Source organism: Kribbella sp. NPDC058245, assembly GCF_042882005.1.
GTDB lineage: Bacteria > Actinomycetota > Actinomycetes > Propionibacteriales > Kribbellaceae > Kribbella.
In genome coordinates this window covers 171,872-194,557 of record NZ_JBHVWY010000013.1, presented here as the reverse complement: position 1 = coordinate 194,557, position 22,686 = coordinate 171,872, and the positions used below count along the sequence as shown (strand labels likewise).

Genomic DNA, 22,686 nt, shown 5'->3' with positions numbered 1-22,686 from the left:
CAGGTCTTACTAGCGTCTCGGTATGGACCAGATCGATGCCTTCGTCAACCGTATCCCCGGCTGGTTGGACGAGACCGGCGCGATGGCCGAGCCCGACCTCGGCCTGCTCCGGGACTTGCTCGTCTGCCGGGCTGAGGTGCTCGGGCACACCGACCCGTGGAGCTGGCCCAAGGAGTCGCTGGCGAACACGGTCCTCGAGGTAGCGCCGTACGTGCTGCAGATCGACGAGGCCTGGCGTGCGGCCGCCGTGACGACGCTGCCGGTACTGCGCGACTTCGTCGTGTTCGAGGGCGATCGGGACTCCGCGGCCTCGTTGCGCCGCGATGTCGAGGCGGTGCTGGCCGTGCTCACGGGAGCGCTGGGGCGGCACCTTGACGATTCCTACGGTTGGTCCTTGATGGTTCGGCTGAATCAGCAGCGCAAGGATGTAGCTGATCGGAAGGCGTGGCAGGCCGAGTTCGACGCTTTGCCTTGGGTCGAGCAGGACCGGTTGGTAGGCCCGTTGCGGCGGCAGCCCGTGTCGCTGGGCGGCGATCCGTTCGGTGGAGTGACGGTTCCGGCTCCGCAGACGGTCCTGCCGTCAGAGGTTGGCGCTGCAGCGGCTCAGGCGCCGCTGGTAGCGGCAGTGGTTGAGTTGGCGGAGTGGCTGGTGGCGCAGCCGTCGATCGCGGCCGGTGGGGCTCTCGACGACGACTCGGTGACACGGGTGCTGGCTGAGACGACCTTCACGGACGCGGCCGCCGTACAGGAGGCTTGGCGGATTGCGGCGCTGTCCGAGCTGGTGGGATCGACCGGTGCCCGGGTGGTGCCGGGGCCGCAGTTCGCGGTGTGGTCGGATCCCGGGCGCCGGGTGGAGTGCTGGTACACGATGGCCCGCGCTGTGGTCGTCGACGTACCGCTGCCCGATCGTGACGAGGTGCTGGCGGCGATCTACGCGGCGTACCACCCAGGACTCAACGGATTGGCCGCGAGCGACCTTGCGCGGGCGGCGATCGATCGGCTGGGACGGCTGGGCATGTTCGACGGGCCCAAGCTGAGCCCGCTTGGAGTGCAGGGCGTGCTGTTGCCGTGGCTGAGCTGGGACGCGCCTGGCCGGTGGCGGTTGACTGCGGGGCCGTGGCGACCCGAGCTGACCACCTCCGACGTACGGTTCTGGTTGGCGGCCTCCATGAAGCGACTCGTGTCCGATGCTGCCGGGCAGTCGTGGGTGCAGACCGCCGATCCAGTGGCCTTCGGCAACCAACTCGTCAACCTCATGCTCGAGTCCGGCGACGGCGTCGAGCGGGCGACCGCCTTCATCTTGCTGACCCACCTCGGATCTCAGGTCACGCCCGTGGCCGATCGGCTGGCCGGCACCCGGCTGCAGGCCTACCGGGCCATGTGGCCTGATGCGAGTGCTCGTGCTGAAGCGGACGACGCACAGATGCTGCTGTTCCTGCGGGACCAGATGGCGTGGCTGGACTTGCTGGGTGCGGAGGTGGCTGAGCTACGGCCCGGTGTCCAGATCGACCTGGGCAGGTTCGACTTCGTCGGCCCGTGGCCCGACTGGTTCCGGGAGCGGATGGGACGGCCAGGGCCGTTGACAGACGCCGACCTCGCCGTACTGCGTGAGTCGCTGACGACCCAGCGTGCGGAGTTCGCTGAGATGGTGGCGCAGTTGTCAGATGAGCAGCTGCCGTTGCACGAGGACGGCCGCACCTCGTAGCGGCGCGTCCGGTCCGCTCCGGGACGGGACGACGCGGAGGTCTTTGGTGGCCAAGGGCAACGATCGGGAGTAGATGGTCTCGCGGAGGCCGGCTAACAGGTTGTCGCCGGCTTGGGCGAGGGAGCCTCCGACGACGATGACTGACGGGTTGAGCAGGCTGACGGCGGCGGCGAGGACGGTTCCGATCTCACGACCGGCCTGCCGGACCGCGGCGGTCGCTTCGGCGTCGCCTTGGCGGACGAGCCGGACGATGTCGTGGCTGGTCGTCGCGTGCTCGAGTTTGGCCGCGAGCGCGGCCGACGAGGCGACCGCCTCCAGACAACCGGTGTTGCCGCAGCGGCACAGCTCGGTGTGACCTGGGCTTTGGATGTGGCCGATGTCCCCGGCGGCGCCCTGGGCGCCGCGGTGCAGGCGGCCGCCGCTGATCACGCCGGCCCCGATGCCGGTGGCGACTTTGACGAACAGTAGGTGCTCGACATCGGCGTACTCGGTGGCGTGTTCGCCAAGCGCCATGATGTTCACGTCGTTGTCGACGAGTACGGGCCCCGGGAGCTCACGGCCGAGTCGCCCGACGACGTCGTACGAGTCCCAACCGGGCATGATCGGCGGGTGGTTCGGGCGGCCGGTGGAGTGCTCGACCGGGCCGGGCAGGCCGACGCCGGTGCCGGCCAGGTCGGCGCGGGACCGGCCCGCCGCCTTCAGCAACGATCGGCCTTGGCGGATGACCTCGGTCAGGACGACCTCGGGGCCTTCGGCAATGTTCAGCGGCGTCGTCGAGCGGTCGAGGATCTCGCCGGTCAGGTCGGTGAGGGCGACGGTCAGGTGGGTGGCGCCGACGTCCGCGGCGAGGATCAGCCGCGCTCGTGGGTTGAGCCGGAACCTGGCCGGTGGTCGGCCGCCCGTCGACGCTGCCTCACCGGACGGTACGACGAGTCCGGACGCCAGCAGCGATTCGATCCGGCCGGTCACGGTCGAGCGGGCCAGGCCGCTGGAGTCGATCAGCTCGGCCCGGGTCCGCGCGCGTCCGTCCAGCAGTAGCCGGAGGACGGCGTCGGGGGCGTCGGTCATGAACTTCCGCCCTTTCGTCGACGGGGGCCCTGGCTTTTGCTTGACAGGGTACAAAAGTCTCACATAGCGTCCTTCGATGTGTCCACCAAGCTGAAGGTCGCCAGTAATCTCAAGGTCGGACTGGTCGGCGGCGGTTTCATGGGCCGGGTGCACGGCAGATCGGCGCTGGTCTCCGGCGCGCAGATCGTCGGAGCGGTCGGATCCAGCCCGGAGCGGGCGGAGGCTGCGGCCGAGGCGTCCGGCGCCGAGCGTGGGTACGCGACACTCGCCGACCTGCTGGCCGCTGACGTCGACGTGATCCACGTCTGTACGCCGAACAACACCCACCGCGAGGTGACCCTGCAGGCGATCGCCGCAGGCAAGCACGTGATCTGTGAGAAGCCCCTGGCGACGTCTGTGGCCGACGCGACGGGTCTGGAGGCCGCAGCGCACGAGGCCGGCCTGGTGGGCGCCGTACCGTTCGTCTACCGCTACCACCCGATGGTGCGCGAGCTGCGGGCGCGGCTGGCCGCAGGTGAGGCCGGTGAGATCACCAGCCTGCACGGTTCGTACCTGCAGGACTGGCTGGCCGGTGCGGACGACCAGAACTGGCGAGTGGATGACGTGGCTGGCGGACCGTCGCGGACGTTCGCTGATATCGGCTCGCATTGGTGTGACCTGACCGAGTTCGTGACCGGCGACCGCATCGCTGCGATCAGTGCGCAGCTCCGGACGGTGCGGTCGTCGCGTGGCGGCGTCGAGGTGCGCACTGAGGACCTGGCCACCGCACAGTTCCGCACCGAGGCCGGAGTGGTCGGCACGATCGTCGTCAGCCAGGTCGCGGCAGGCCGGAAGAACCGCCTGTACCTGGAGATCTCCGGGACCGAGGGGAGCTTCGGCTTCGACCAGGAGGACCCGGACCGGCTGTGGGCCGGCCGTCGTACCGCCTCCCAGCTCCTGACCCGCGACCCCGAGACGCTGAGCCCCGGTGCGGCCCGGGTGAACCGGCTGCCCGCCGGTCACGCCCAGGGCTACCAGGACGCGTTCGACTCATTCGTCGCGGACAGCTATGCCGCCGTACTGGGTGACCGCCCGGACGGCCTGCCCGATTTCGCCGCCGGTGCGCGATCCGCCCAGCTGATCGACGCCGTACTGCGCTCAGCTGCTGCGGACAGCAGCTGGATCACCGTCTAAGGAGCCTCACACATGCCACGCCCGATCACGCTGTTCACCGGCCAGTGGGCCGACCTGCCGTTCGAGGAGGTCTGCCAGTTCGCCTCCGAGGCCGGGTACGACGGGGTGGAGATCGCCTGCTCCGGCGACCACTTCGACGTGCAGCAGGCGGTCGACGACGACTCGTACGTCCAGACCCGCAAGGACATCCTGGAGAAGTACAACCTCAGCGTCTACGCGATCTCGAACCACCTGGTGGGTCAGGCGGTCTGCGACAACCCGATCGACTTCCGGCACCAGGCGATCGTGCCGTCCCGGATCTGGGGCGACGGTGACGGCGAAGGCGTCCGCCAGCGCGCGGCCGAGGACCTCAAGAACACCGCCCGCGCCGCGGCCAAGCTCGGCGTGAACACGGTGATCGGCTTCACCGGCTCCTCCATCTGGCAGTACGTCGCCATGTTCCCGCCGGTCCCCGCCTCGGTGATCGACGCCGGCTACCAGGACTTCGCCGACCGATGGAACCCGATCCTCGACGTGTTCGACGCCGAAGGCGTCCGGTTCGCGCACGAGGTGCACCCGTCGGAGATCGCCTACGACTACTGGACCACCACGCTGACGCTCGAGGCGATCGGCCACCGCGAGGCCTTCGGTCTCAACTGGGACCCGTCGCACATGGTCTGGCAGGACATCGACCCGGTCGCGTTCCTCTGGGACTTCAAGGACCGCATCTACCACGTCGACTGCAAAGACACCCGCATGCGCGTCGGCGGCGGCCGCAACGGCCGCCTCGGCTCCCACCTGCCCTGGGGCGACCCCCGCCGCGGCTGGGACTTCTACTCCACCGGCCACGGTGACGTCGCCTGGGAAGACTGCTTCCGCGTCCTGAACTCGATCGGCTACGAAGGCCCGATCTCCGTCGAGTGGGAAGACGCCGGCATGGAACGCAAGGTCGGCGCCGCCGAAGCCGTCAACGTCATCCGCGCCCTGGCCTTCGACAAGCCCACCGCCGCCTTCGACGCCGCCTTCGCCACCGACAAGTAAGGCGTCGGCCTCCACCCCCGCCACCCGGCGGGGGTCAGCACACGTAGACGGGGGCTTAGGTCATGACCTGGGTCAGCCCACCAGTTCCTGTCCAAGCCCCCGATAGTTTGCCGGGTCGGCCGGGCGCATACTCGGTCTCATGACGGACTTCGAGACACTCCGGGCGCTGGCCGACGAAGGCAACGAGAAGGCAGCCGACAAGCTCGCCGACCTGGCTGACGAGCGCTCCGATCTCGACACCCTCAACGGCCTCCTCGACGAAGGCAACGACCGCGCCGGTGAACACCTCACCCGCCGAGCCGCCGCGGCCAAAGACCTCCTCGAACTCCAACGCATCAGTGACGCCGGCTACGCCGAAGCCGAAGAAGTCCTCAACACCCTGCTCTAAACCCGGGCAAGCGACTCGGCCGGTGATGTCTGCTTGTGGCTGAGGCCGGCTGCGGCCGATCAAAGCCGGATGGCTGGGCGAGGCGGTGGCTGAGGTGGATGGTGCGGCCGGCGACCGACTGCCGGTTGCTTGGGGTTGCCGGTCTGTGGTTGCGCTTCAGGAAAGACGCCCGCCACGCAGGTGAGACCGGCTTCCCTCGTGCTGACCGATTAACGTCCGAAGAATCGCCGACCACGTCCCGCGAGTCTTCGGACGTTAGCGCGATATCCGCCAGCGCGCCCCCATCCACCTAAGCTGTCCCTGAGGCGCCGCTACGTTCACCGGCTTGGCTCGAAGGTTCAGTCGATCGCCGTTCGGTGGTCGGGTGGCAGGGCCGCTGGGGTGTGCGACTCGGCCGGTGACGTCTGCTTGCGGCTGCGGCCGGCTGCGGCCGATCAAAGCCGGGTGGCTGGGCGAGGCGGTGGCTGAGGTGGATGGCGAGGCCGGCGACCACCTTGCACGCTGCCTGGGGCTCACGGGCTGTGGTTGCGGCTCGGGAAGACATCGCCCTCCACCCGAGACCGGCTCCACCTCGTGTTGGCCGATTAGCGTCCGAAGAATCGCCGACCACGCCCCGCGAGTCTTCGGACGCTAGCGAGACAACCGCCCGGGTGACGCCTACCGTGTCCCCCAACTCCCCAACCGGGCGCGGGGTCACCCCGACCTGCCGGTCGCCTGTGGCCGGTCGCCGGTCGCCTGCCGCGTGACCGGCCCCCGGGGTGCCGGATCGTGGCGGTCGTGGTCTAGTGCACGTCACCCCTGCGGGCGTGGCTGAGCGTTCCGCGAGGTGGGGGGTGGGCAGCGACGTGGGTGGGCAGTGACCGGGACGAGTGTGGTTTACCGTCCGGCTGCGGGAGTGTCATCGGCCCAGGGATCACGGGTAGTTGGGCGTCAGCGAGAGCAGCCGGGCCCGGAAGGCTTCGCGGGCAGCGGCGAGTTCCGGGTCGGGCGGGGTACTGGCGGTGGGGAGCCGGTCGGGCGGCCAGGTCACCGGGTCGCTAGTGAAACCTGCCCCGCCCACACTGGCATCGGAACGCGCGTCGCCGTCACCGGCACTGGCACTGGCACCAGGCCATCCCTCGCAGTCACTGACCTGGCCTGCACCGGCACGGCTGACCCCGGCGCTGCTCGTGCTGAAGCTGGCACCGGCGCCGGCCATGCCGGCATTCGCGCCGGCACCGGCACTGGTGGTGTTCGCGTTGGAGACGTTGTCGTTGTCGCTGTGGGCAGGGGTGGCCCAGGCAAAGACCGCGGCCAGATCAGCAGGGTCGGTCAAGGGTGGGTCGGCCCAGTCCGGGCGTGTCACCTCGACTACCCCGTCGCTGGTGATCGAGACAGCCCACTGGCCGTTGTGGACGGCGCGGTGGTGGGCGGCGCAGAGCAGGGCGAGGTTGTGGAGGCTGGTGGGGCCGCCGTCGGCCCAGTGGATCAGGTGGTGGGCGTGACACATCCACGGTGGTGCCTTGCACACCACACAGCCTTTGTCGCGCTTGTTCAAGGCCCGGCGGATGTATCGGTTCACGAACCGTTGCTCGGTCCCGACATCCAGCGGCTGGGAGTCGCCGCCGAGAACGATGGGCAGGATCGCGGCGTCACAGGCCAGCAGCCGCACTGCCGAGGCCGACAGGTTGCCTCCGAACACCATTTCACCCACCGCACCCGACGAACCGACCGCACCCGACGATCCGACCGCACCCGACGATCCGACCGCACCCGACGATCCGACCGCACCCGACGATCCGACCGCACCCGACGATCCGACCGCGCCCATACCGTTCGGTGAACCGACCGCGTCCGTCGTACCGGCCATGCCGACCGCGCCCACACCATCCGGTGAACCGATCGCGTCTGACGGACCGGCCATGCCGGCCGCGCCCACACCATCCGGTGAACCGGCCGTGTTCGACAGACGGGCCGCGTTCGCGCTGTCGGTTGTGCTGGGTGTACCAGCCGGACCGGCCGCACTTGCAGACCCCGTCCCGCCGGTCGGGGTGGGTGCGGGGGTGTTGGTGGCGGCGGCCTCGGTGACTGTGCCGAGATGGGCTTTGAGGTCGTTGAAGTCGATGGTGACGGTGATGTGCGGTACGCCGGGATGGTCGGGGTTGCCCGCGGCGGCGTCCAGGATGCCTTTGAAGGCGTCGACCTGGCGAACGTCAAGCGGCCGCGGGTCGCGTTCTCCGTCGATCGTCTTGTGCGGTTTGGCGCCGGCGTGGATCTGGGTGAGCAACTGTTCGCCGCTGGCACCGGCCACGAACCCCGAGAACTTCACCCCACCGTCGACCTGCCGCAGCCGCAGCGACTCCTTCGCCCGCGCCTCGTCCTCAGCCGGCTCAGCACCATCGGTATCCAGCCGCGCCAGAACCTCCTGACCGAACTTGGTCAGTTCGCGGGGATTGGAGATCCGTGCGGCGTTGACCATCTGTTCTTCTGCGACCTCCAGTTGGTCGACCGGAACTGAGGCGGGTGCCTTCTCCAGGGTCGTGACGATGACCTTGGCCAGCGCCGGATCCAGAACCGCCGGACGCGACGGGTCGGTGGGATCAGGCAACGCGTCCATGACCGCCGAATACTTGCCGAGGGCCCCAGAAAACGCCACGTCCTTGCGGACGTCGGCGGGGTTGAGCCGGTACCGCTGTGACACGAGTTCGATGGTGTCGCGGGCGCCGAGTGCCTGGGCGGTGCCTCTGGCGTGGAGGTCGGCGATGACTTGGAGTTTGGCGGTTTTGATCAGGGCCTCGACGGTTTCCAGCGTGTCGAGAGAGGACAGCAGTTCGCTGTCACTCTGCAGGCACACCGGGCGCATCGCCAAGATCTCCATACCGAAAAGCATAGCCACGCCCACCGACAGTTTTCGAGCCGAGAAGCCCTTATTTACAACGGATGTGTGGGCTGTTGGTGTGGGCTGGTTGCGCACTCAACTTGCCCACACCATCCATGACGTTAGCCGGTACTTTTTCGTCACCTGGACCCGAAAAGTTACCGGCTAACGCAAGACCCCTCGAGCATCACGCACCCCAGCCACAGCCCGGAAGCCCAGGCAACGCCCAGCCTGGTCGCCGACCGCACCATCCCCCTCAGCCATCTACCCGGCGCGCCCGAAGGCTTCAGTGGCCGCCGCCAGGCGGCCGAGCCGCGCCAACCACCGGGGGCTTGAACAAGAAATGGTGAGTGTGGACAGGTCATAGCTTGTTCACGCCCACCACAGGGGGTACACACCCCCGACACGCGGTCAGCCATCCGCCCCGACCAGACGACGGCTGCCGGGTGCGTTAGTCGGTGAGTTCTTCGTCGCCTGGACCCGAAAATCTCACCCGTAGCGCAGGCCTCGGGCATCACGTACCCAAGCCACAGCCCGGAAGCTCAGGCAACGTGCACCTCGGTCGCCGACCGCACCATCCCCCTCAGCCATCTACCTGGCGCGCCCGAAGGTTTCAGTCGACCGCCGGAGGCGGTTGAGTGGCAGGGCGGCCAGGTAGGCGACTCGGCCGGCTATGTCTCGCTGTGGCTGGGCATGTCTGCGGCCGATTAAAGACGGGGTGGCTGGGCGCCGCGGTGGCTGAGGGGGATGGCGAGGCCGCGACCAGCCCTCAGCGTTGCCTATGGTTGACGGGCTGTGGTTGCGGTTCGGGAAGGGCGCCGCGATCGGGTTCACGTTGCTTGGGGTTGACGGGCTGTGGTTGCGGTTCGGGAAGGGGGCTCGCGGCAACTGTCCGAATCTTCACGCCACGGGCGTGATCGCGCTGGTCGGTACATCTTTCACGGATGGAGCACGGACCAGGCCTCGGGCGGTTGTGGCGGCTGCTGCACCGACACCTCCTGGCGCTAGGACGATCTGGCCCCGGCCGCCACTAGTGGCGTGGGTCAGGATCTGATGGCTGGAGACCTCGTGCCACAGGTCTCGGGCCGCCTCTTCGTGCCTCAGGCCACCACTAGTGGCAGGAGACAGGATGTGTGGGGCGGGGGCGGCCGGCGGCTAGGCCTAGGCAGATTTGTAGGGCGGAGAGGGTTGCGAAGACGATGAGGGTGGTGTGCCAGGAGCCGGTTTGCTGGGTTAGGGCGCCGGCTATGACGGGGCCGGTGGCGGCTAGGAGGTAGCCGACTGATTGGGCCATGCCGGAGAGCTGGGCGGTTTCGTGGTGGGTGCGGCCGCGGAGGCTGATGAGGGTGAGGGCGGCTACTAGGGCGGCGCCTTGGCCTAGGCCGGCGACCATTGCCCAGAGGACTGCCAGGCCGGGAGCGAGCAGGAGGCCCAGGAGGGCGATCAGGATCGGGATGCTGGCGGTGACTGCGCCGGCGCGTTGGCTGATCGGGTTCTTCATGAGGCGGGGGATGGTGAGGCCGCCGATCAGGCCGAAGCCTTGGAACAGGAAGACGTGGACGCCCGCCGTACGTTCCGAGATTCCCGTGGAGATCTCGATGGTGGGGAGCCAGTTCACGAGGAGATAGAAGCTGGTCGACTGCAGCCCCATGAAGCCGGTGACCAGCCAGGCCATGGGTTGCCGCCAGACGCTGACCAACGGTACGGCGTCCGCTACGACTCGCGCTGGTGGTTCGGAGGCGATGGAACGGGGGAGCCAGATCAGTGCGACCGCTAGAGCTAGCCCGCCCCAGATCGCGAGGGAGAGGCGCCAGTCGGCGGCGTCGGCGATCGGTACGGCGACGATCGAGGCCATCGCGGCGCCGGTGGTGATGAAGGCCGTGTAGATGCCGGTCGCTCGGGAGACGTGTGCGGCGTAATCGCGCTTCAGGATGACCGGGACCAGAACGTTGCCGACGGCAATCGATGCGCCGATGACGACGGTACCGATCCAGAGCCCAGCAAAGCCGGTGTACGAGCGGGCGATACTGCTCACCGCCAGTACGACGAGCGAGATCAGCACCGTGCGCTCCATCCCGAACCGCCGGGACGCCAGATGCACCAAGGGGGAGGCGGCCGCGAACGCCAGCAACGGCAGCGCGGCCAGCAAACCCTGAGCAGCCTCGCCGAGTCCCTCGTCAGCGCCGATCCGCGGCAGGACCGGACCTACCGCGGTGAGCGCCGGGCGCAGACACAATGCGACCAAGAAGACGCTCGCTGTGAGAAGTGCAGCGCGGCGTGCTGGGGACACTAGACCGACTCCGGGCGCGGAGAATCCTCACTCATGGTCGTCACTCTAATGCGACTCATCCGCAGGTAGCTCACGCGGTGGTCCGGGTGGCTGGGCGGGTGCGCAGGACCGGCGCGAAGAAGGCGAGAGCGGCGGCGAGGGCGGTGACCACGATGAACGAGACGGTCAGGTTGCTGGCCTGCGCGATCCCACCGATGATCGACGGCGCGACCAGCCCAGAGGCATAAGTGATGGTCGCGACACCGGCGATGGCTTGCGACGCGTTCGATCCGCTGCGCGCGGCGGCAACGAAAGCGAGCGGTACGACGACCGCAACGCCGATCCCGATCAGTCCGAACCCGATCATCGCGGCGACCGCGTTCGGGGCGAGCACCACCAGGATCCCGCCCGCGACCGCGATCACTCCGCTCAACCGAACCGTTCGGACGGCGCCGAACCGGTCGACGACCGCATCTCCGGTCAACCGTGCGATGGCCATCGTCAGCGCGAAGCCGGTTGTTGCACCAGCGGCGACGCCGGCCGAACTGTCCAGGATGTCGCGTAGGTAGACCGCCGACCAGTCCAGGCTCGCGCCCTCGGCGAAGACCGCGCAGAACCCGACCGCGCCGATCAGCAACGCCGACCGCGGCGGCAACGCGAACCGTGCCGGCGGCTCCTCATCATCCGAGGGATGGATGTTCAGTACGAACTGACAGACCACAGCGCCGAGCACAGTCAGTACGACGGCCGCGATGACGTGGTGAACCTGCGCACTCAGATCGGCATGGGCCGCGATCGTGCCGACTGCCGATCCGATCAGCGCACCAAGACTCCACATCCCGTGCAGGCCGGACATGATCGACTTCTTCAGTCGGTGCTCCACCTCGACCCCGAGGGCGTTCATCGCGACATCGGCCATCCCCGACGTACCGCCGTACACGAGTAAGGCCGCGCACAGCGTCAGCAAGCCCGGCGCGAACGACGGCAGGATCAGCGCGAGGGTCCAGAGCGCGAGCAGGCCGCGCAGGGCGGTCCGGGTGCCGAAGCGGTGGCTGATGCGAGCGGCGAGCGGCATCATCAGCGCGGCGCCGATCGCCGGGAAGGCGAGGGCCAGGCCGAGCTCGCCGGGGGAGAGATGGGCGTGGTCCTGGATCCACGGCACCCGGGTCGCGAAGGACCCCGTCACCGATCCGTGCACGCAGAAGACGGCGGCCACGGCGTACCGGGAGCGCTTGAGCAGTTGGGTGTCGTCAGCCACAAGTAAACAATCCATCTGTTCGAACGATCAGGGGGATGGTAGATTTCTGCGTGTGAGAAGTGCAGAACGGCATCAAACGATCATAGATCGACTCCGCGGGGGAAACCGAATCTCCGTCCAGGAACTGGTCGACGCGACCGAGTCCTCGGATATGACCATCCGTCGCGATCTCGACTTCCTCGCCGCGCAGGGTGTCCTCCGGCGGGTGCATGGTGGCGCCGTACCGGCGATGCCGACCGGCGTGGAGCCGCCGTACTCGCTGCGTTCCCAGGAGGCGGTCGCCGCCAAGCGGGCGATCGCGCGCGCCGCGGTGGCGCACCTCAAGGACGGCGACACGATCGTTCTCGACTCCGGTACGACGGCCCTCGAGGTGGCGCGGTTGCTCCACGATCGCGCGGTCACGGTGATGCCGTTGTCGCTGCGCGTCGCCCAGGAGTTGACCGAGGCGCCGCGCGTCCGGCTGCTGATTCCTGGCGGTGAGGCGCGTCAGGGCGAGCTGTCGCTGGTCGGTCCACTGGCTATCGCGTCGCTGCGAGCGCTGCGGTTCGACGTCGCCGTACTGAGCCCGTGCGCGTTCAGCCTCGACGCCGGCATGACGGCCTTCGACCTTGGTGATGCCGAGGTGAAGCAGGCGGCGATGAGCGTCGCCGCGCGGTCGATCGTGCTCGCCGACGGCGCCAAGTGGGACCGCGCTGCGCTCGCCTATGTCTGCCCGGCCGAACGGCCCGACCTGATCATCACCGACCCCTCCGCCCCCGAGGACCAGCGCACCCTGCTCATGCAGCGCGGCGCGTTGGTCGAGGTGGCGGATCCGGAGGAATCCCAGTGACTGCGACTCAGCAGCCCCAACAGACCGCCCCGCCCAGAGCCGCCCGCGTCGCCACCTGGCTGTACTTCGGCCTGAACGGCTTCGCGGTCGGGATGTGGGTCGTCCACATCCCCAGCATCGAACACGCGACCGGCATCTCCCACAGCACGCTCGGCCTGCTGTTACTCGTGCTCGGTGGCGCGGCCTTCGCTGGCATGCAGCTCGCCGGTCCGCTCGTTGACCGCCTTGGTCAACGCCGACTCGTTCCGGCTGCCGGAATCCTGCTCGGCATCGCCCTGTTCGGCCCGGGCCTGGCGCAGAACTGGTGGAGCCTCGGGATCGCGCTGATCTTCCTCGGCTTCGGCAACGGCGCGATCGACGTCGGCATGAACGCGCAGGCCGTCGTGGTCGAGCGCGGCTACCCGCGGCCGATCATGGCGGCGTTCCACGCGGTCTGGTCGATCGGCGGTGCGATCGCTGCGCTGATCGGCGCGACCACGCTGCGCGCCGGCGTACCGACTGAGACCACGCTCGGCGCCGCTGGCGTGGTCTGCATCATCGTTGCCGTCGGCGCCGGTCGATTCTTGCTAGAGGCAACCGAACCTGCGGAAGAGGAGCAGGCTGAGGAGCGCACCAAGCCACCGGCCAAGCTGGTCTGGGCGCTCGGCGCGCTGGCCTTCGGCCTGATGCTGTCCGAGGGCGTGGCCAACGACTGGGCCGCGCTGCAGTTCCGCGACGTCCTCGGCACCTCAGTCAGTACGGCGGCCTACGCGTACGGCGCCTTTGCCGTCGCCATGACCGTTGGTCGGTTCCTCACCGACCGGGTCGCGGCCGTCGTCGGTCCGGCCGCGATCGTGCGCTGGGGCGCAGCGCTGGCCGCGTTCGGGATCGCGATCGTCATCGTCAGTCCGTGGGTCGCACTCGGGCTCGTTGGTTGGGCGGTGTTCGGTCTCGGCCTGGCCGGCGGCGTACCGCAGCTCTTCACCGCCGCCGGCAACCTCGACCCGCGCTCGGCCGGCGTGCTGATGGCGCGCGTGGTCGGACTCGGGTACGTCGGTCTGCTCGCCGGCCCGGCGTTGATCGGCGGGCTGGCGCATTGGATGCCGCTGAACCTCGCGTTCATCCTGCCGCTGGTGCTGTGCGTATTGACGTTCTTCGGCGGGCCGGTGCTCAAGTCGCGGAAGTGAACGCCTGCTCCAGATCGGCCCACAGGTCAGCGGGGTGCTCGATGCCGACCGACAACCGGATCAGGTCCTCGGGGATCGTCGGCACTTCGATCGGCCAGCGGCGTCGCCGTTCCAGCAGGGACTCGACGCCGCCCAGGCTGGTCGCGTGCAGCCACAACTTGGTGCTCTCGCAGATCCGCTGGGCGTATTCGGCATCCCCACCGACCTCGAACGAGAGGATCGCGCCGAACCCGGACATCTGCGCCGCCGCCCGGGCGTGACCGGCATCGTCCGGCAGGCCCGGGTACCGTACCCGGCTGACCCGCGGATGCTCGAGCAGCCGCTGCGCCAGGAAGGCGGCGGTCGACTGCGACCGCTCCAACCGCAGAGCCAGCGTCCGCAACCCACGCAACGCAAGCCAAGTCTCCATCGGCCCCGGAATCGCGCCCAGGCTCCGCCGCCGCAACTCCAGCGCGGCCCACAACTCGTCATCCGCCGTCACCACAGCGCCCAGTACGACGTCCGAGTGGCCGGCGATGAACTTGGTCGCGGAGTGCATGACGATGTCCGCGCCCATCCCCAACGGCTGCTGGAGAAGCGGCGTCGCAAACGTGTTGTCCACAACCACGATCGGTCCTCGCGTGGGCAAGCTCGCCACGCCCGCGAGCACCTGCCCCGTTGTTGAAGTAGCAACCCACGTCCCACCGGCAGTCGCGCGCGCTGCTGCGATGATCGCGGGGAGGTCGGCCACTTCCATGGCTGGGTTCGTTGGCGACTCGACCCACAGCATGTCGGCGCCTAGGACTGCTGCGGCGACGGCTTCGGTGTTGGCTACGTCTACTCGGGTGACGCTGAGGCGTCCGGTGGCGGCCTGTTGGTCGAGGAGGGCGAGTACACCCGAGTAGGCGTGGATGGGCGCGACGACCCGACCACCGACCGGGACGAGGTCACACACGGCCGCGGCGGCCGCCATACCGGAGGCGAAGGTTAGAGCGCGTCCACCCTCGAGCGCGCCGAGCGTCTCCTCGAACGCCGTCCACGCGTCATTGCCGAAGCGCCCATAGCCCCGATCACCACCCGCGACGTACGTCGAACTGAACACCGGCGAATCGCCGACCGGCGCGTTGGGTACGCGTTCCGGGCGGCCGGCATGGACGACGACAGTGGATGGATCGAGTTCAGGGGCCATGCACAGCATTGTCGCCGGGACAGGACGCCGTACCGGGCAGGGGGATGCCGCCGCCGCGCAGCAGCCCCATCGCCCGGCGGGCCAGCACCTTCACCTCGACGCCGTCCGGGTTGTCCACCCACATCCGCACGACGGTCTCGATGATGTTCATGACGCTGCCCGCCGACAGGGATGCGGTGAACTCCACGAGCTGTGGGTCCTGGCCGGACAGCCGGCCGGTCAGCTCGTCGGCGAGGGCATTGCGGAACTGCCAGATCAGGTCGTTGAGCTGCGCGCTGACCGAGGGCGTGTGGTCGGCCAGGTCGTAGACCGCGCGAACCCGGTCGGGGTTGGCGTCGAGCTGGTCGAGGACGTGCTCGATGACGGCCTGCAGACCGTCGGGGAGGTCCACCGGCGGCTGCTCGTGGAACCAGGCGACGGCGCCCATCAGGCTCTCCTCGACGAACTCGAGGACCAGCGTCTCCTTGGTCGGGAAGTACCGGTAGAGCGTGCTCGGACCGACCTCCGCCGCGGCCGCGATCTGCTCGACCGTGGTCCGGCCGAAGCCGTGATCGCTGAACAGCTCGAATGCCTTGTCGGCGATCAGCCGGCGAGTCCGTTCCCGCTTGAGCTCCCGCAGTCCCATCTGCACCTCCGCGGGCAGAGTACCGGGTCACCGACGCACCGGCAGCTGCTGCCGATCGGCAAGTACAGTCATATGGTAGTGACTGCCATAATCGATCGATAGGGGTGCGCATGACCGAGAACGCGACCAGGCCGGCTTTCCCGACGCAGCGGCCGTCCGGCTGCCCGTTCGACCCGGCCAGCGGCTACGCCGCTCTGCGCGACCGCGAGGCGCCCTCGAAGGTGTCCACCCCGGCCGGTGTCGACGCCTGGGTTGTCAGCCGGTACAACGACGTCCGCACGGTGCTCCGGGATCCCGCGCTCAGCTCCCGGTCGGCGCCGTCCGATCACGTCATCGCGGCCGTGGAGCTCGACCGGGAGGTCGAGTCCGGCTCGATCCTGCAGGTCGACGGCCTGGCGCACCGGCGGTTGCGGCGGGTGCTGGCCACGGAGTTCGCGGTCAAGCGGATGGAGGCGTACCGGCCGCGGGTCGCGAAGCTGATCGACGAGCACATCGACGCGATGCTCGCGCACGGCGGCCCGATCGATCTGGTCGAGGCGTTCGCGCTCCCGATCCCGTCGCTGGTCATCTGCGAGCTCCTCGGCGTGCCGTACGAGGACCGGGCCGAGTTCCAGGAGCGCAGCGCGGTGCTGGTGTCGATCGACGCCGACCCCGATGAGGTCACGAGGGTCGCCGACGCGCTCAACCAGTACATGGCCGGACTGGTGATGGCCAAGCAGGCCGACCGTGCGGACGACATGCTGTCCCGCGTGATCACTCGTGGCGAGGAGCTGGGCGAGAACCTCACGATCCCCGAGCTGGTGACCATCGGCATCACCCTGCTGATCGCCGGGCACGAGACGACCGCGAACATGATCGCGCTCAGCACCCTCGCGCTGCTTCGCGAGCCCGGTCAGCTCGAGGCGCTCCGGGCGAAGCCAGAGCTCGCGGCGACCGCGGTCGAGGAGCTGCTCCGGTATCTGTCCGTCATCCAGTTCGGCCTGTTCCGGCACGTGACCGACGACATCCCGTCCGGAGCCGCCACGATCGAGGCCGGCGACTACCTGGTGGCCGCTCTGTCAGCGGCGAACTGGGACGCGGAGGTGTTCGAGAACCCAGGCGAGTTGGACGTGGCTCGCCAGGGCTCGGCCCACGTCGCCTTCGGCTTCGGACCGCACCAGTGCCTCGGTCAGCAGCTGGCCCGCGTCGAACTGCAGGAGGTCTTCACCCGGCTCTACGCGCGGATCCCGACGCTGCGGCTGGCCGTCCCGTTCGACGAGATCAAGTTCAAGGACAACAGCCTGGTGTACGGCGTACAGGCGTTGCCGGTCACCTGGTAGGGCCCGCTAAAGTCGGGCCGGTGAGCTCTGAACGCAAAATCCGGGTCGCGGTGGTCTTCGGCGGCCGCTCGAGCGAGCACGCCATCTCGTGTGTGACCGCCGCCAACGTCCTGCAGGCGATCGACCGGGACAAGTACGACGTGATCCCGATCGGCATCAGCACCAGCGGCCACTGGGTGCTGGAGAGCGGCGACCCGGAGCACCTGTCGATCACCGACGGCAAGCTCCCCGAGGTCGACGTCACCGCGTTGCCGGTGCTGTTCGGCTCGAACCGGGAGCTCGTCGTCAACGAGCCTGGCTCGGTGCCGAACACGCTCGGCGAGGTCGACGTGGTCTTCCCGCTGCTGCACGGTCCCTGGGGTGAGGACGGCACCATCCAGGGACTGCTGGAGATGACAGACATCCGGTACGTCGGTTCCGGCGTACTGGCCAGTGCCGTCGGCATGGACAAGCACTTCATGAAGGTCGTCCTCCAGGCCGCCGGTCTGCAGATCACCCCGTACGTCGTCGTACGGGGCGCGCAGGTGGACCGGGCGGCGGTGGATGCACTCGGCTACCCGGTGTTCGTAAAGCCTGCGCGCGGTGGGTCGAGCCTGGGCATCAGCAAGGTGGACGGGCCGGAGGAGCTTGACGAGGCCATCGCGGCGGCGCGCGTGCACGATCCGAAGGTGCTGATCGAGGCCGCCGCGACGAACCCGCGCGAGATCGAGGTCGCCGTACTGCAGGGTCTGAACGGCGCTCGTCCCGATGCGAGTGTCTGCGGCGAGATCACGGTCTCGGGGGGCGGGCACGAGTTCTACGACTTCGAGACGAAGTACCTGCCCGAGGGTGATGACTTCGCCGCGCTGACGATCCCTGCGGAACTCCCGGACGAGGTCGCGGCGCAGTTGCGGGCGCAAGCGGTGACCGCGTTCGAGGCGATCGAGGGGGAGGGGCTGGCCCGGGTCGACTTCTTCCTGGAGCCGGACGGCCGGATCGTCATCAACGAGATCAACACCATGCCGGGCTTCACGCCGAAGAGCATGTTCCCGCTGCTGTGGAACGCGTCCGGCCTCGACTACCCCGCTCTCGTCGACCGCCTGCTGACCCTGGCCCTGACCCGGTCGACCGGCCTGCGCTGAGGCGCCATCCTCAGCCGCCGCGAACCGGTCCCACGCTCACCGACGCGGCCCATCGAGCCACCCCTGCTCCGCCCACCCGTGCCCTGCCCACCCCTGCCCACCCCTGCCTGCCGGCCCGTGCAATATGAACGGATATCCCTCCAGTTCGCCGGTTCTCCCCTCAATTTTTGACCGGAGAACCGGCAATTTCAGGGGAGATCCCCTGAAATTGCCGGCGAGGCGGGGCGGGGCGGGGCGAGGCGAGGCGGGCGGAGTGCGGCGGGGCGGGGCGGGGCGGGCGGGGCTTAGGTGCAGGGGGTGATGAGCTTGTTGTACTGCTTGACGGCGTCGGAGACGTCGGTGAGGGCATTCGCCTCGGGGCTGTACTTGTCGGGGACTGCGATCTCCAGGTACAGCGCCCGGCCGATGGTGGTGAAGATGGTGCCGTTGGTGACCTCTTTGGCGAACCAGCCGACGCCGTTCACCTCGAAGCACTGGGACTGCGCCTGGGCCATCCCGGCCGGTTGGGCGACCCCACAGGTCACCTCGATCGGCGGATCGCCGTACGCGGTGGTGAGCGGGCTGGGCGGGTCGGCCTTGCGGCGCTTGGCGTCGAGCACCTTGGCCGGCAGCGCCTTGATCAGCGGCTCACAGGCAGCCGCGACCTCAGGGGCCGGTGACGGCACCGGGACCGGCGTGGGGCCCGGGCTGCACCCGGCGAGCACGAGCAGGCCGAGTGCAGCGAGCAGGAACTTGGGCATGCGAAACGAAACGAGTGGCAGTGGCGGCCTTGGACCCGTTCAGATGTGGACGACGGGGCAGGTCAGCGTGCGGGTGATCCCGGGCACGTTCTGAACGCGGGCAACCACCAGTTTGCCCAGTTCGTCGACGTTGCGGGCTTCCGCGCGGACGATCACGTCGTACGGACCGGTGACGTCCTCGGCCAGGGTGACGCCCTGGACCTCGGCGATCTGCGCTGCGACATCGGCGGCCTTGCCGACCTCGGTCTGGATCAGGATGTAGGCCTGGACCACCACGTCGTTCTCCACTCAGTCGTCCTCAGCTGGGCACCGGCCACGGTACTGCACACGCGCCGGGCGTACTCTTCGTTGCCCGGTCACGGTACCGCCTAGACTCCGTTCCGGTACATGGGAGGTCTGCTGACGTGACAGAGACGTTGGGGAGCACAGGTGAGTTCGGCCTGATCGAGGCCCTCACCAAGGGGCTGTCCACCACTGAGGACGTCCTGGTCGGTCCAGGCGACGACGCCGCCGTCGTCGCCGCGCCCGACGGCCGCATGGTGATCACCACCGACCTGCTGGTCGAGGGCCGCCATTTCCGTCAGGACTGGTCTTCCGCGTACGACGTGGGCCGCAAGGCCGCCGCACAGAACCTGGCCGACGTCGTGGCGATGGGGGCTCGACCGACCTCACTGGTGATCGGTTTTGGTGGACCTGCGGACCTGCCGGTCGCCTGGGTCCAGGAGCTCTACCAGGGGCTCGTGGACGAGTGTGAGCTGGTGTCCGCGGCCATCGTGGGTGGCGACACCGTGCAGTCCGACAAGATCGTCATCTCGGTGACAGCCTTCGGTTCACTCGACGGACGGGCGCCAGTACTACGGTCTGGCGCGCGGCCCGGTGATGAGGTGGCCGTCGCCGGTCGACTGGGGTGGGCCGAGGCCGGTTATGCCGTGCTGACACGAGGCTTCCGGTCACCGCGGACTGTGGTCGAGGCACACCGGCGCCCACAACCGCCGTACGGCGAAGGTCCGCGGGCCGCGCTCGCCGGAGCGTCGTCCATGTGTGATGTGAGCGACGGCCTGCTGGCTGACCTCGGTCACATCGCTGTGGCCAGTCACGTCGTCATCGACATCCACACGAAGGCTCTCGCCGTACCGGAGCCGCTGCAGGCGGTGGCCGCGGCGACTGGGGTGGACGCGCTCAAGTTCGTGCTGACCGGGGGAGAGGACCACGCACTGGTCGGTACCTTCGAGCCGGCCGACGTACCGGAGGGCTGGACCGTCATCGGATCAGTTGCCGAAGGCAATGAGGATCGCCCGGCCGGTACGGTCACCGTCGACGGAGCGTCGTACGCCGCCGAGTCCGGCCACGCCCACTTCAGGAGCTGAGATGAATCGACCGCCACGCGTGCTGACGATCGCCGGTTCGGACTCCGGCGGAGGCGCTGGGATCCAGGCCGACCTGAAGACGATGCTGGCCAACGGTGTGCACGGGATGAGCGTGCTGACGGCGATCACCGCACAGAACAGTCTGGGTGTGCAGGGGGCTTGGGAGCTGCCTGAGGAACAGGTGCGGGCGCAGTTCCACAGTGTGGTCGACGACATCGGTGTGGATGCGGTGAAGACCGGCATGCTGGCGTCCGAATCGATGGTGCGCGTCGTCGCGTCGCTCCTGCGCACGCTGCCGCCGTCGGTGCCGGTGGTGGTCGATCCGGTGTCGGTGTCCAAGCATGGTGACGCGCTACTCGCCGCGGACGCGATGGACGCCGTACGGGCTGAGATCGTGCCACTGGCGACTGTGCTGACGCCGAACCTGACTGAGCTGGGTCCTGTCGCCGGTGTCTCGCTGGAGACCGTCGAGGACCGCGATCTGGCCGCCAAGATCCTGCTGGAGGCCGGTGCGTCCTGGGTGCTCGTCAAAGGCGGGCATGATGTCGGCACGGCCGCTGTTGACGTGTTGCACGGCGCTGGGGTCCGACGGGCCTACAGTGCGGTCCGGGCCGACAACCGGCACACCCATGGCACCGGATGTACGTTGGCGAGCGCGATCGCGACGTACCTGGCTCGTGGGTACGACGTCGAGAGTGCGGTCGGTGCCGCCAAGGAGTACGTGACCGGTGCGATCCAGGCCGGGTTCGCACTCGGTGGTGGGATCGGTCCGGTCGATCACGCGTGGAGATTTCGAGGGAGTGGCAGTTGACGAAGCAGCCCCCGGTCGACGGGTACTGCGAGCAGTGCGGCTTCAACTACGACACCGGTGACCTGCAGGGCACAGTGACCCTGCTCGTCCGCCAGTCCGCCGACTGCAGCATGGCGCTCACCAAGGCCGCCGCAGGTCCGGACTCCAACGTCGTACGGCTGCGGCCCGAGCCCGAGGTGTGGTCGGCGATCGAGTACGCCTGCCACGTCCGCGACGTACTGGAAGTGCAGCGCCTGCGCATCGCCCAGTGCCTCGCCGAGGACCGCCCGGTCTACGCGCCCATGGACCGCACCGGGCGCGTGAAGCAGGCCAAGTACGAACACCAGGACCCCATGGAGGTCGCTGCTGCCCTCGTGCGGTTCGCCAAGGAGTTCGGTGCTGCCGCGCGAGTCCTCACGCCGCCACAGCTGGGCAAGCTGGGCCTCTACAACTACCCGGTCCGGATGCCTCGCTCGCTGGGCTGGGTCATCCGCCACACCGCCCACGAGGTCCAGCACCACCGCCACGACATCCTGGGCATCCTGGCCAAGGTGGAGCCACCGATCGTGCCCAAGCCGAAGCCGGTCGAGGTGGAGGAAACCGAGGCAGAGGCCGAAGCTGAAACCGAGGCTGCCGAGGCGGTCACCGAGTAGCTGCCCAGTTGGCGAGCGCCTCCTCTGTCATGAGGTGGTCGAGCGCCAGCGCGGCGGCGCCCCGGAGGGGACCGTCGGACTGGTGGGCTGCCGGTACGACGGGCGGCGGGTCCGCGCGGTGGAAGTGCATAAGGCTGGCCAGGTAGGCCTGGTGGAAGACATCCTCGGCGGCTGCTCGGAGAGGGACCGCCAGGCCGCCGATGGTGATCACGTCGGGGTCGTGGGCGTTGACCAGCCCGGCCAGTCCGGCGCCGATCGCCGCGACGACCTTCTCGACCGCCTGCACGGCCGCGGCGTCGGTGCGGGCCAGGACCTGCAGGGTGTAGGCGTGCGGATCGTCAGGATCGGGCTCCTGCAGGTGGTAGGCGAGTGCGCGTCCGTCCACCTCCAGGTTCCAGCAACCGTGTGCACCACAGAGACAGGCACGGCTCCGGTCTCCGTACGGCGTGTGCCCGAACTCGCCGGCCGCTCCAGATGCGCCGAGCGCCGGTGCGCCGTCGATGAGCAGCGTCCCGCCGATACCTGCCTCGATGATGAGGTGCAGTGCCGTCCCCGCGCCGACGGCAGCCCCGCCGCGTGCCTCGGCGAGTCCGCTGAGGGTGGCGTCGTTGCCGGCCACCAGCGGCAGATCCGTGCCGGCAGTGATCGTCTCGAGGTCGAGTGCAGCCCACTCCGGCGCCGACGACTGCAGCAGCAGGCTGCCGCGCAAAGTCCCGGGCACAGCCAAACCAACAGCGCGCAGCCGATCGCCGTACTGGTGCTGTGCTTCCTGTACGGCGCGGTGGAGGTTCCCGAGCACTGTTGAGGCACGGCGTGTGCGGTGCCGGTGGTCATCCTGGCTCAGGAACGAGCCGTCGAGCCCGACGACCGCAGTGCGCCAGTTGCTCTGCCGCAGGTCGAGCGCCAGCGCTAGCGGACCAGACGGGTGCGCCTGCAGCAGCGTGGTCGGCCGACCACGCCCTCGGCTCGGTGCCGGTGCTTCGGACAGCAGATGCGCCTCACGCAGCCGAGCCGTCACCTCCGTAGCCGAGCTGGTGCTCAGCCGGAGCTCCTGCGCGACAGCGGCGCGGGTGATCCCCGGGTGTCGGCTCACCCGGGTGAGGATCTCGGCGGCGGTCTGCCATTGTCCACGGCGCCCACTGGTCATAACATTGTCCCATCTTATACTCG

Annotated in this window: 20 protein-coding genes; 11 read left to right on the top strand and 9 right to left on the bottom strand. The window is 68.8% G+C overall.

Features of this window, described 5'->3' with window-relative positions; genetic code table 11:
* Positions 1 to 22: 22 nt before the first annotated feature.
* The gene (locus tag ACFVWG_RS28650; protein ID WP_391546521.1) at positions 23 to 1,705 is read left to right on the top strand and encodes a hypothetical protein; all 1,683 of its coding nucleotides are present in this window, start codon (positions 23 to 25) and stop codon (positions 1,703 to 1,705) included.
* On the opposite strand, the gene ACFVWG_RS28645 is transcribed toward ACFVWG_RS28650, so the two are convergent.
* Positions 1,661 to 2,773: an ROK family protein gene (locus tag ACFVWG_RS28645; protein WP_391546520.1), complete on the bottom strand. Its 1,113-nt coding sequence runs from the start codon at positions 2,771 to 2,773 to the stop codon at positions 1,661 to 1,663. The two genes, ACFVWG_RS28650 and ACFVWG_RS28645, sit on opposite strands and share 45 nt — an antisense overlap.
* A gap of 78 nt (positions 2,774 to 2,851) precedes the next feature.
* Here ACFVWG_RS28645 and ACFVWG_RS28640 point away from each other — a divergent pair, with 78 nt between their 5' ends.
* From ACFVWG_RS28640 to ACFVWG_RS28630, 3 genes are all read left to right on the top strand, one after another.
* On the top strand, positions 2,852 to 3,946 hold the full coding sequence (locus ACFVWG_RS28640) for a Gfo/Idh/MocA family protein (RefSeq protein ID WP_391546519.1): 1,095 nt from the start codon (positions 2,852 to 2,854) through the stop codon (positions 3,944 to 3,946).
* A gap of 12 nt (positions 3,947 to 3,958) precedes the next feature.
* A complete protein-coding gene (locus ACFVWG_RS28635) occupies positions 3,959 to 4,966 on the top strand; it encodes a sugar phosphate isomerase/epimerase family protein (RefSeq protein WP_391546518.1) in 1,008 nt (335 codons plus the stop codon).
* A gap of 139 nt (positions 4,967 to 5,105) precedes the next feature.
* Positions 5,106 to 5,354, top strand: coding sequence for a hypothetical protein (locus ACFVWG_RS28630; RefSeq protein WP_391546517.1), 249 nt, complete (start codon positions 5,106 to 5,108; stop codon positions 5,352 to 5,354).
* A gap of 913 nt (positions 5,355 to 6,267) precedes the next feature.
* Here ACFVWG_RS28630 and ACFVWG_RS28625 read toward each other — a convergent pair.
* The 3 genes from ACFVWG_RS28625 to ACFVWG_RS28615 form a co-directional block, all read right to left on the bottom strand.
* Positions 6,268 to 8,211, bottom strand: coding sequence for a DUF222 domain-containing protein (locus tag ACFVWG_RS28625; RefSeq protein WP_391546516.1), 1,944 nt, complete (start codon positions 8,209 to 8,211; stop codon positions 6,268 to 6,270).
* A gap of 1,111 nt (positions 8,212 to 9,322) precedes the next feature.
* Complete coding sequence (locus ACFVWG_RS28620) at positions 9,323 to 10,456, bottom strand: MFS transporter (RefSeq protein ID WP_391546515.1); 1,134 nt, start codon at positions 10,454 to 10,456, stop codon at positions 9,323 to 9,325.
* Positions 10,457 to 10,571: 115 nt separating this feature from the next.
* Positions 10,572 to 11,738 carry an MFS transporter gene (locus ACFVWG_RS28615; protein ID WP_391546514.1) on the bottom strand — a complete coding sequence of 389 codons (1,167 nt, stop codon included), beginning with the start codon at positions 11,736 to 11,738 and terminating at the stop codon, positions 10,572 to 10,574.
* A gap of 52 nt (positions 11,739 to 11,790) precedes the next feature.
* Between ACFVWG_RS28615 and ACFVWG_RS28610 the strand changes: the two genes are divergently transcribed.
* Positions 11,791 to 12,567, top strand: coding sequence for a DeoR/GlpR family DNA-binding transcription regulator (locus tag ACFVWG_RS28610; protein WP_391546513.1), 777 nt, complete (start codon positions 11,791 to 11,793; stop codon positions 12,565 to 12,567).
* On the top strand, positions 12,564 to 13,733 hold the full coding sequence (locus ACFVWG_RS28605; RefSeq protein WP_391546512.1) for an MFS transporter: 1,170 nt from the start codon (positions 12,564 to 12,566) through the stop codon (positions 13,731 to 13,733). Before ACFVWG_RS28610 ends, ACFVWG_RS28605 begins: the two co-directional genes overlap by 4 nt.
* Here the strand turns inward: ACFVWG_RS28605 and ACFVWG_RS28600 are convergent.
* Positions 13,717 to 14,901, bottom strand: a complete 1,185-nt coding sequence (locus tag ACFVWG_RS28600; protein ID WP_391546511.1) for a trans-sulfuration enzyme family protein — start codon at positions 14,899 to 14,901, stop codon at positions 13,717 to 13,719. The genes ACFVWG_RS28605 and ACFVWG_RS28600 overlap by 17 nt on opposite strands.
* Complete coding sequence (locus ACFVWG_RS28595) at positions 14,891 to 15,526, bottom strand: TetR/AcrR family transcriptional regulator (protein ID WP_391546510.1); 636 nt, start codon at positions 15,524 to 15,526, stop codon at positions 14,891 to 14,893. Before ACFVWG_RS28595 ends, ACFVWG_RS28600 begins: the two co-directional genes overlap by 11 nt.
* Before the next feature lie 110 nt (positions 15,527 to 15,636).
* Between ACFVWG_RS28595 and ACFVWG_RS28590 the strand changes: the two genes are divergently transcribed.
* Positions 15,637 to 16,845 carry a cytochrome P450 gene (locus tag ACFVWG_RS28590; protein WP_391546509.1) on the top strand — a complete coding sequence of 403 codons (1,209 nt, stop codon included), beginning with the start codon at positions 15,637 to 15,639 and terminating at the stop codon, positions 16,843 to 16,845.
* A gap of 20 nt (positions 16,846 to 16,865) precedes the next feature.
* On the top strand, positions 16,866 to 17,966 hold the full coding sequence (locus ACFVWG_RS28585; RefSeq protein ID WP_391546508.1) for a D-alanine--D-alanine ligase family protein: 1,101 nt from the start codon (positions 16,866 to 16,868) through the stop codon (positions 17,964 to 17,966).
* Positions 17,967 to 18,250: 284 nt separating this feature from the next.
* On the opposite strand, the gene ACFVWG_RS28580 is transcribed toward ACFVWG_RS28585, so the two are convergent.
* Both ACFVWG_RS28580 and ACFVWG_RS28575 read right to left on the bottom strand, forming a co-directional pair.
* Positions 18,251 to 18,706, bottom strand: coding sequence for a DUF3515 domain-containing protein (locus ACFVWG_RS28580; RefSeq protein ID WP_391546507.1), 456 nt, complete (start codon positions 18,704 to 18,706; stop codon positions 18,251 to 18,253).
* 39 nt (positions 18,707 to 18,745) lie between these two features.
* Positions 18,746 to 18,979 carry an Lrp/AsnC family transcriptional regulator gene (locus ACFVWG_RS28575; RefSeq protein WP_041290445.1) on the bottom strand — a complete coding sequence of 78 codons (234 nt, stop codon included), beginning with the start codon at positions 18,977 to 18,979 and terminating at the stop codon, positions 18,746 to 18,748.
* Between the two features lie 131 nt (positions 18,980 to 19,110).
* On the opposite strand from ACFVWG_RS28575, the gene ACFVWG_RS28570 reads away from it, so the two are divergent.
* From ACFVWG_RS28570 to ACFVWG_RS28560, 3 genes are read left to right on the top strand one after another with little or no spacing between them, the layout of a single operon-like run.
* The gene (locus ACFVWG_RS28570; RefSeq protein ID WP_391546506.1) at positions 19,111 to 20,073 is read left to right on the top strand and encodes a thiamine-phosphate kinase; all 963 of its coding nucleotides are present in this window, start codon (positions 19,111 to 19,113) and stop codon (positions 20,071 to 20,073) included.
* Between the two features lies 1 nt (position 20,074).
* A complete protein-coding gene (thiD, locus tag ACFVWG_RS28565) occupies positions 20,075 to 20,884 on the top strand; it encodes a bifunctional hydroxymethylpyrimidine kinase/phosphomethylpyrimidine kinase (protein ID WP_391546505.1) in 810 nt (269 codons plus the stop codon).
* Entirely contained in the window at positions 20,881 to 21,516 is a 636-nt protein-coding gene (locus ACFVWG_RS28560; protein WP_391546504.1) for a DinB family protein, read from the top strand. Before thiD ends, ACFVWG_RS28560 begins: the two co-directional genes overlap by 4 nt.
* Here the strand turns inward: ACFVWG_RS28560 and ACFVWG_RS28555 are convergent.
* Complete coding sequence (locus ACFVWG_RS28555; protein WP_391546503.1) at positions 21,506 to 22,663, bottom strand: ROK family protein; 1,158 nt, start codon at positions 22,661 to 22,663, stop codon at positions 21,506 to 21,508. The two genes, ACFVWG_RS28560 and ACFVWG_RS28555, sit on opposite strands and share 11 nt — an antisense overlap.
* Between the last annotated feature and the right edge of the window lie 23 nt (positions 22,664 to 22,686).

Excerpts from the sequence above, each read along its gene's own strand:
- ACFVWG_RS28600 (WP_391546511.1), bottom strand. The coding sequence starts at position 14,901 with ATGGCCCCTGAACTCGATCCATCCACTGTCGTCGTCCATGCCGGCCGC.
- ACFVWG_RS28595 (WP_391546510.1), bottom strand. The coding sequence starts at position 15,526 with ATGGGACTGCGGGAGCTCAAGCGGGAACGGACTCGCCGGCTGATCGCC.
- ACFVWG_RS28625 (WP_391546516.1), bottom strand. The coding sequence starts at position 8,211 with ATGGAGATCTTGGCGATGCGCCCGGTGTGCCTGCAGAGTGACAGCGAA.
- ACFVWG_RS28590 (WP_391546509.1), top strand. The coding sequence starts at position 15,637 with ATGACCGAGAACGCGACCAGGCCGGCTTTCCCGACGCAGCGGCCGTCC.
- thiD (WP_391546505.1), top strand. The coding sequence starts at position 20,075 with ATGAATCGACCGCCACGCGTGCTGACGATCGCCGGTTCGGACTCCGGC.
- ACFVWG_RS28555 (WP_391546503.1), bottom strand. The coding sequence starts at position 22,663 with ATGACCAGTGGGCGCCGTGGACAATGGCAGACCGCCGCCGAGATCCTC.
- ACFVWG_RS28645 (WP_391546520.1), bottom strand. The coding sequence starts at position 2,773 with ATGACCGACGCCCCCGACGCCGTCCTCCGGCTACTGCTGGACGGACGC.
- ACFVWG_RS28650 (WP_391546521.1), top strand. The coding sequence starts at position 23 with ATGGACCAGATCGATGCCTTCGTCAACCGTATCCCCGGCTGGTTGGAC.
- ACFVWG_RS28580 (WP_391546507.1), bottom strand. The coding sequence starts at position 18,706 with ATGCCCAAGTTCCTGCTCGCTGCACTCGGCCTGCTCGTGCTCGCCGGG.
- ACFVWG_RS28630 (WP_391546517.1), top strand. The coding sequence starts at position 5,106 with ATGACGGACTTCGAGACACTCCGGGCGCTGGCCGACGAAGGCAACGAG.
- ACFVWG_RS28635 (WP_391546518.1), top strand. The coding sequence starts at position 3,959 with ATGCCACGCCCGATCACGCTGTTCACCGGCCAGTGGGCCGACCTGCCG.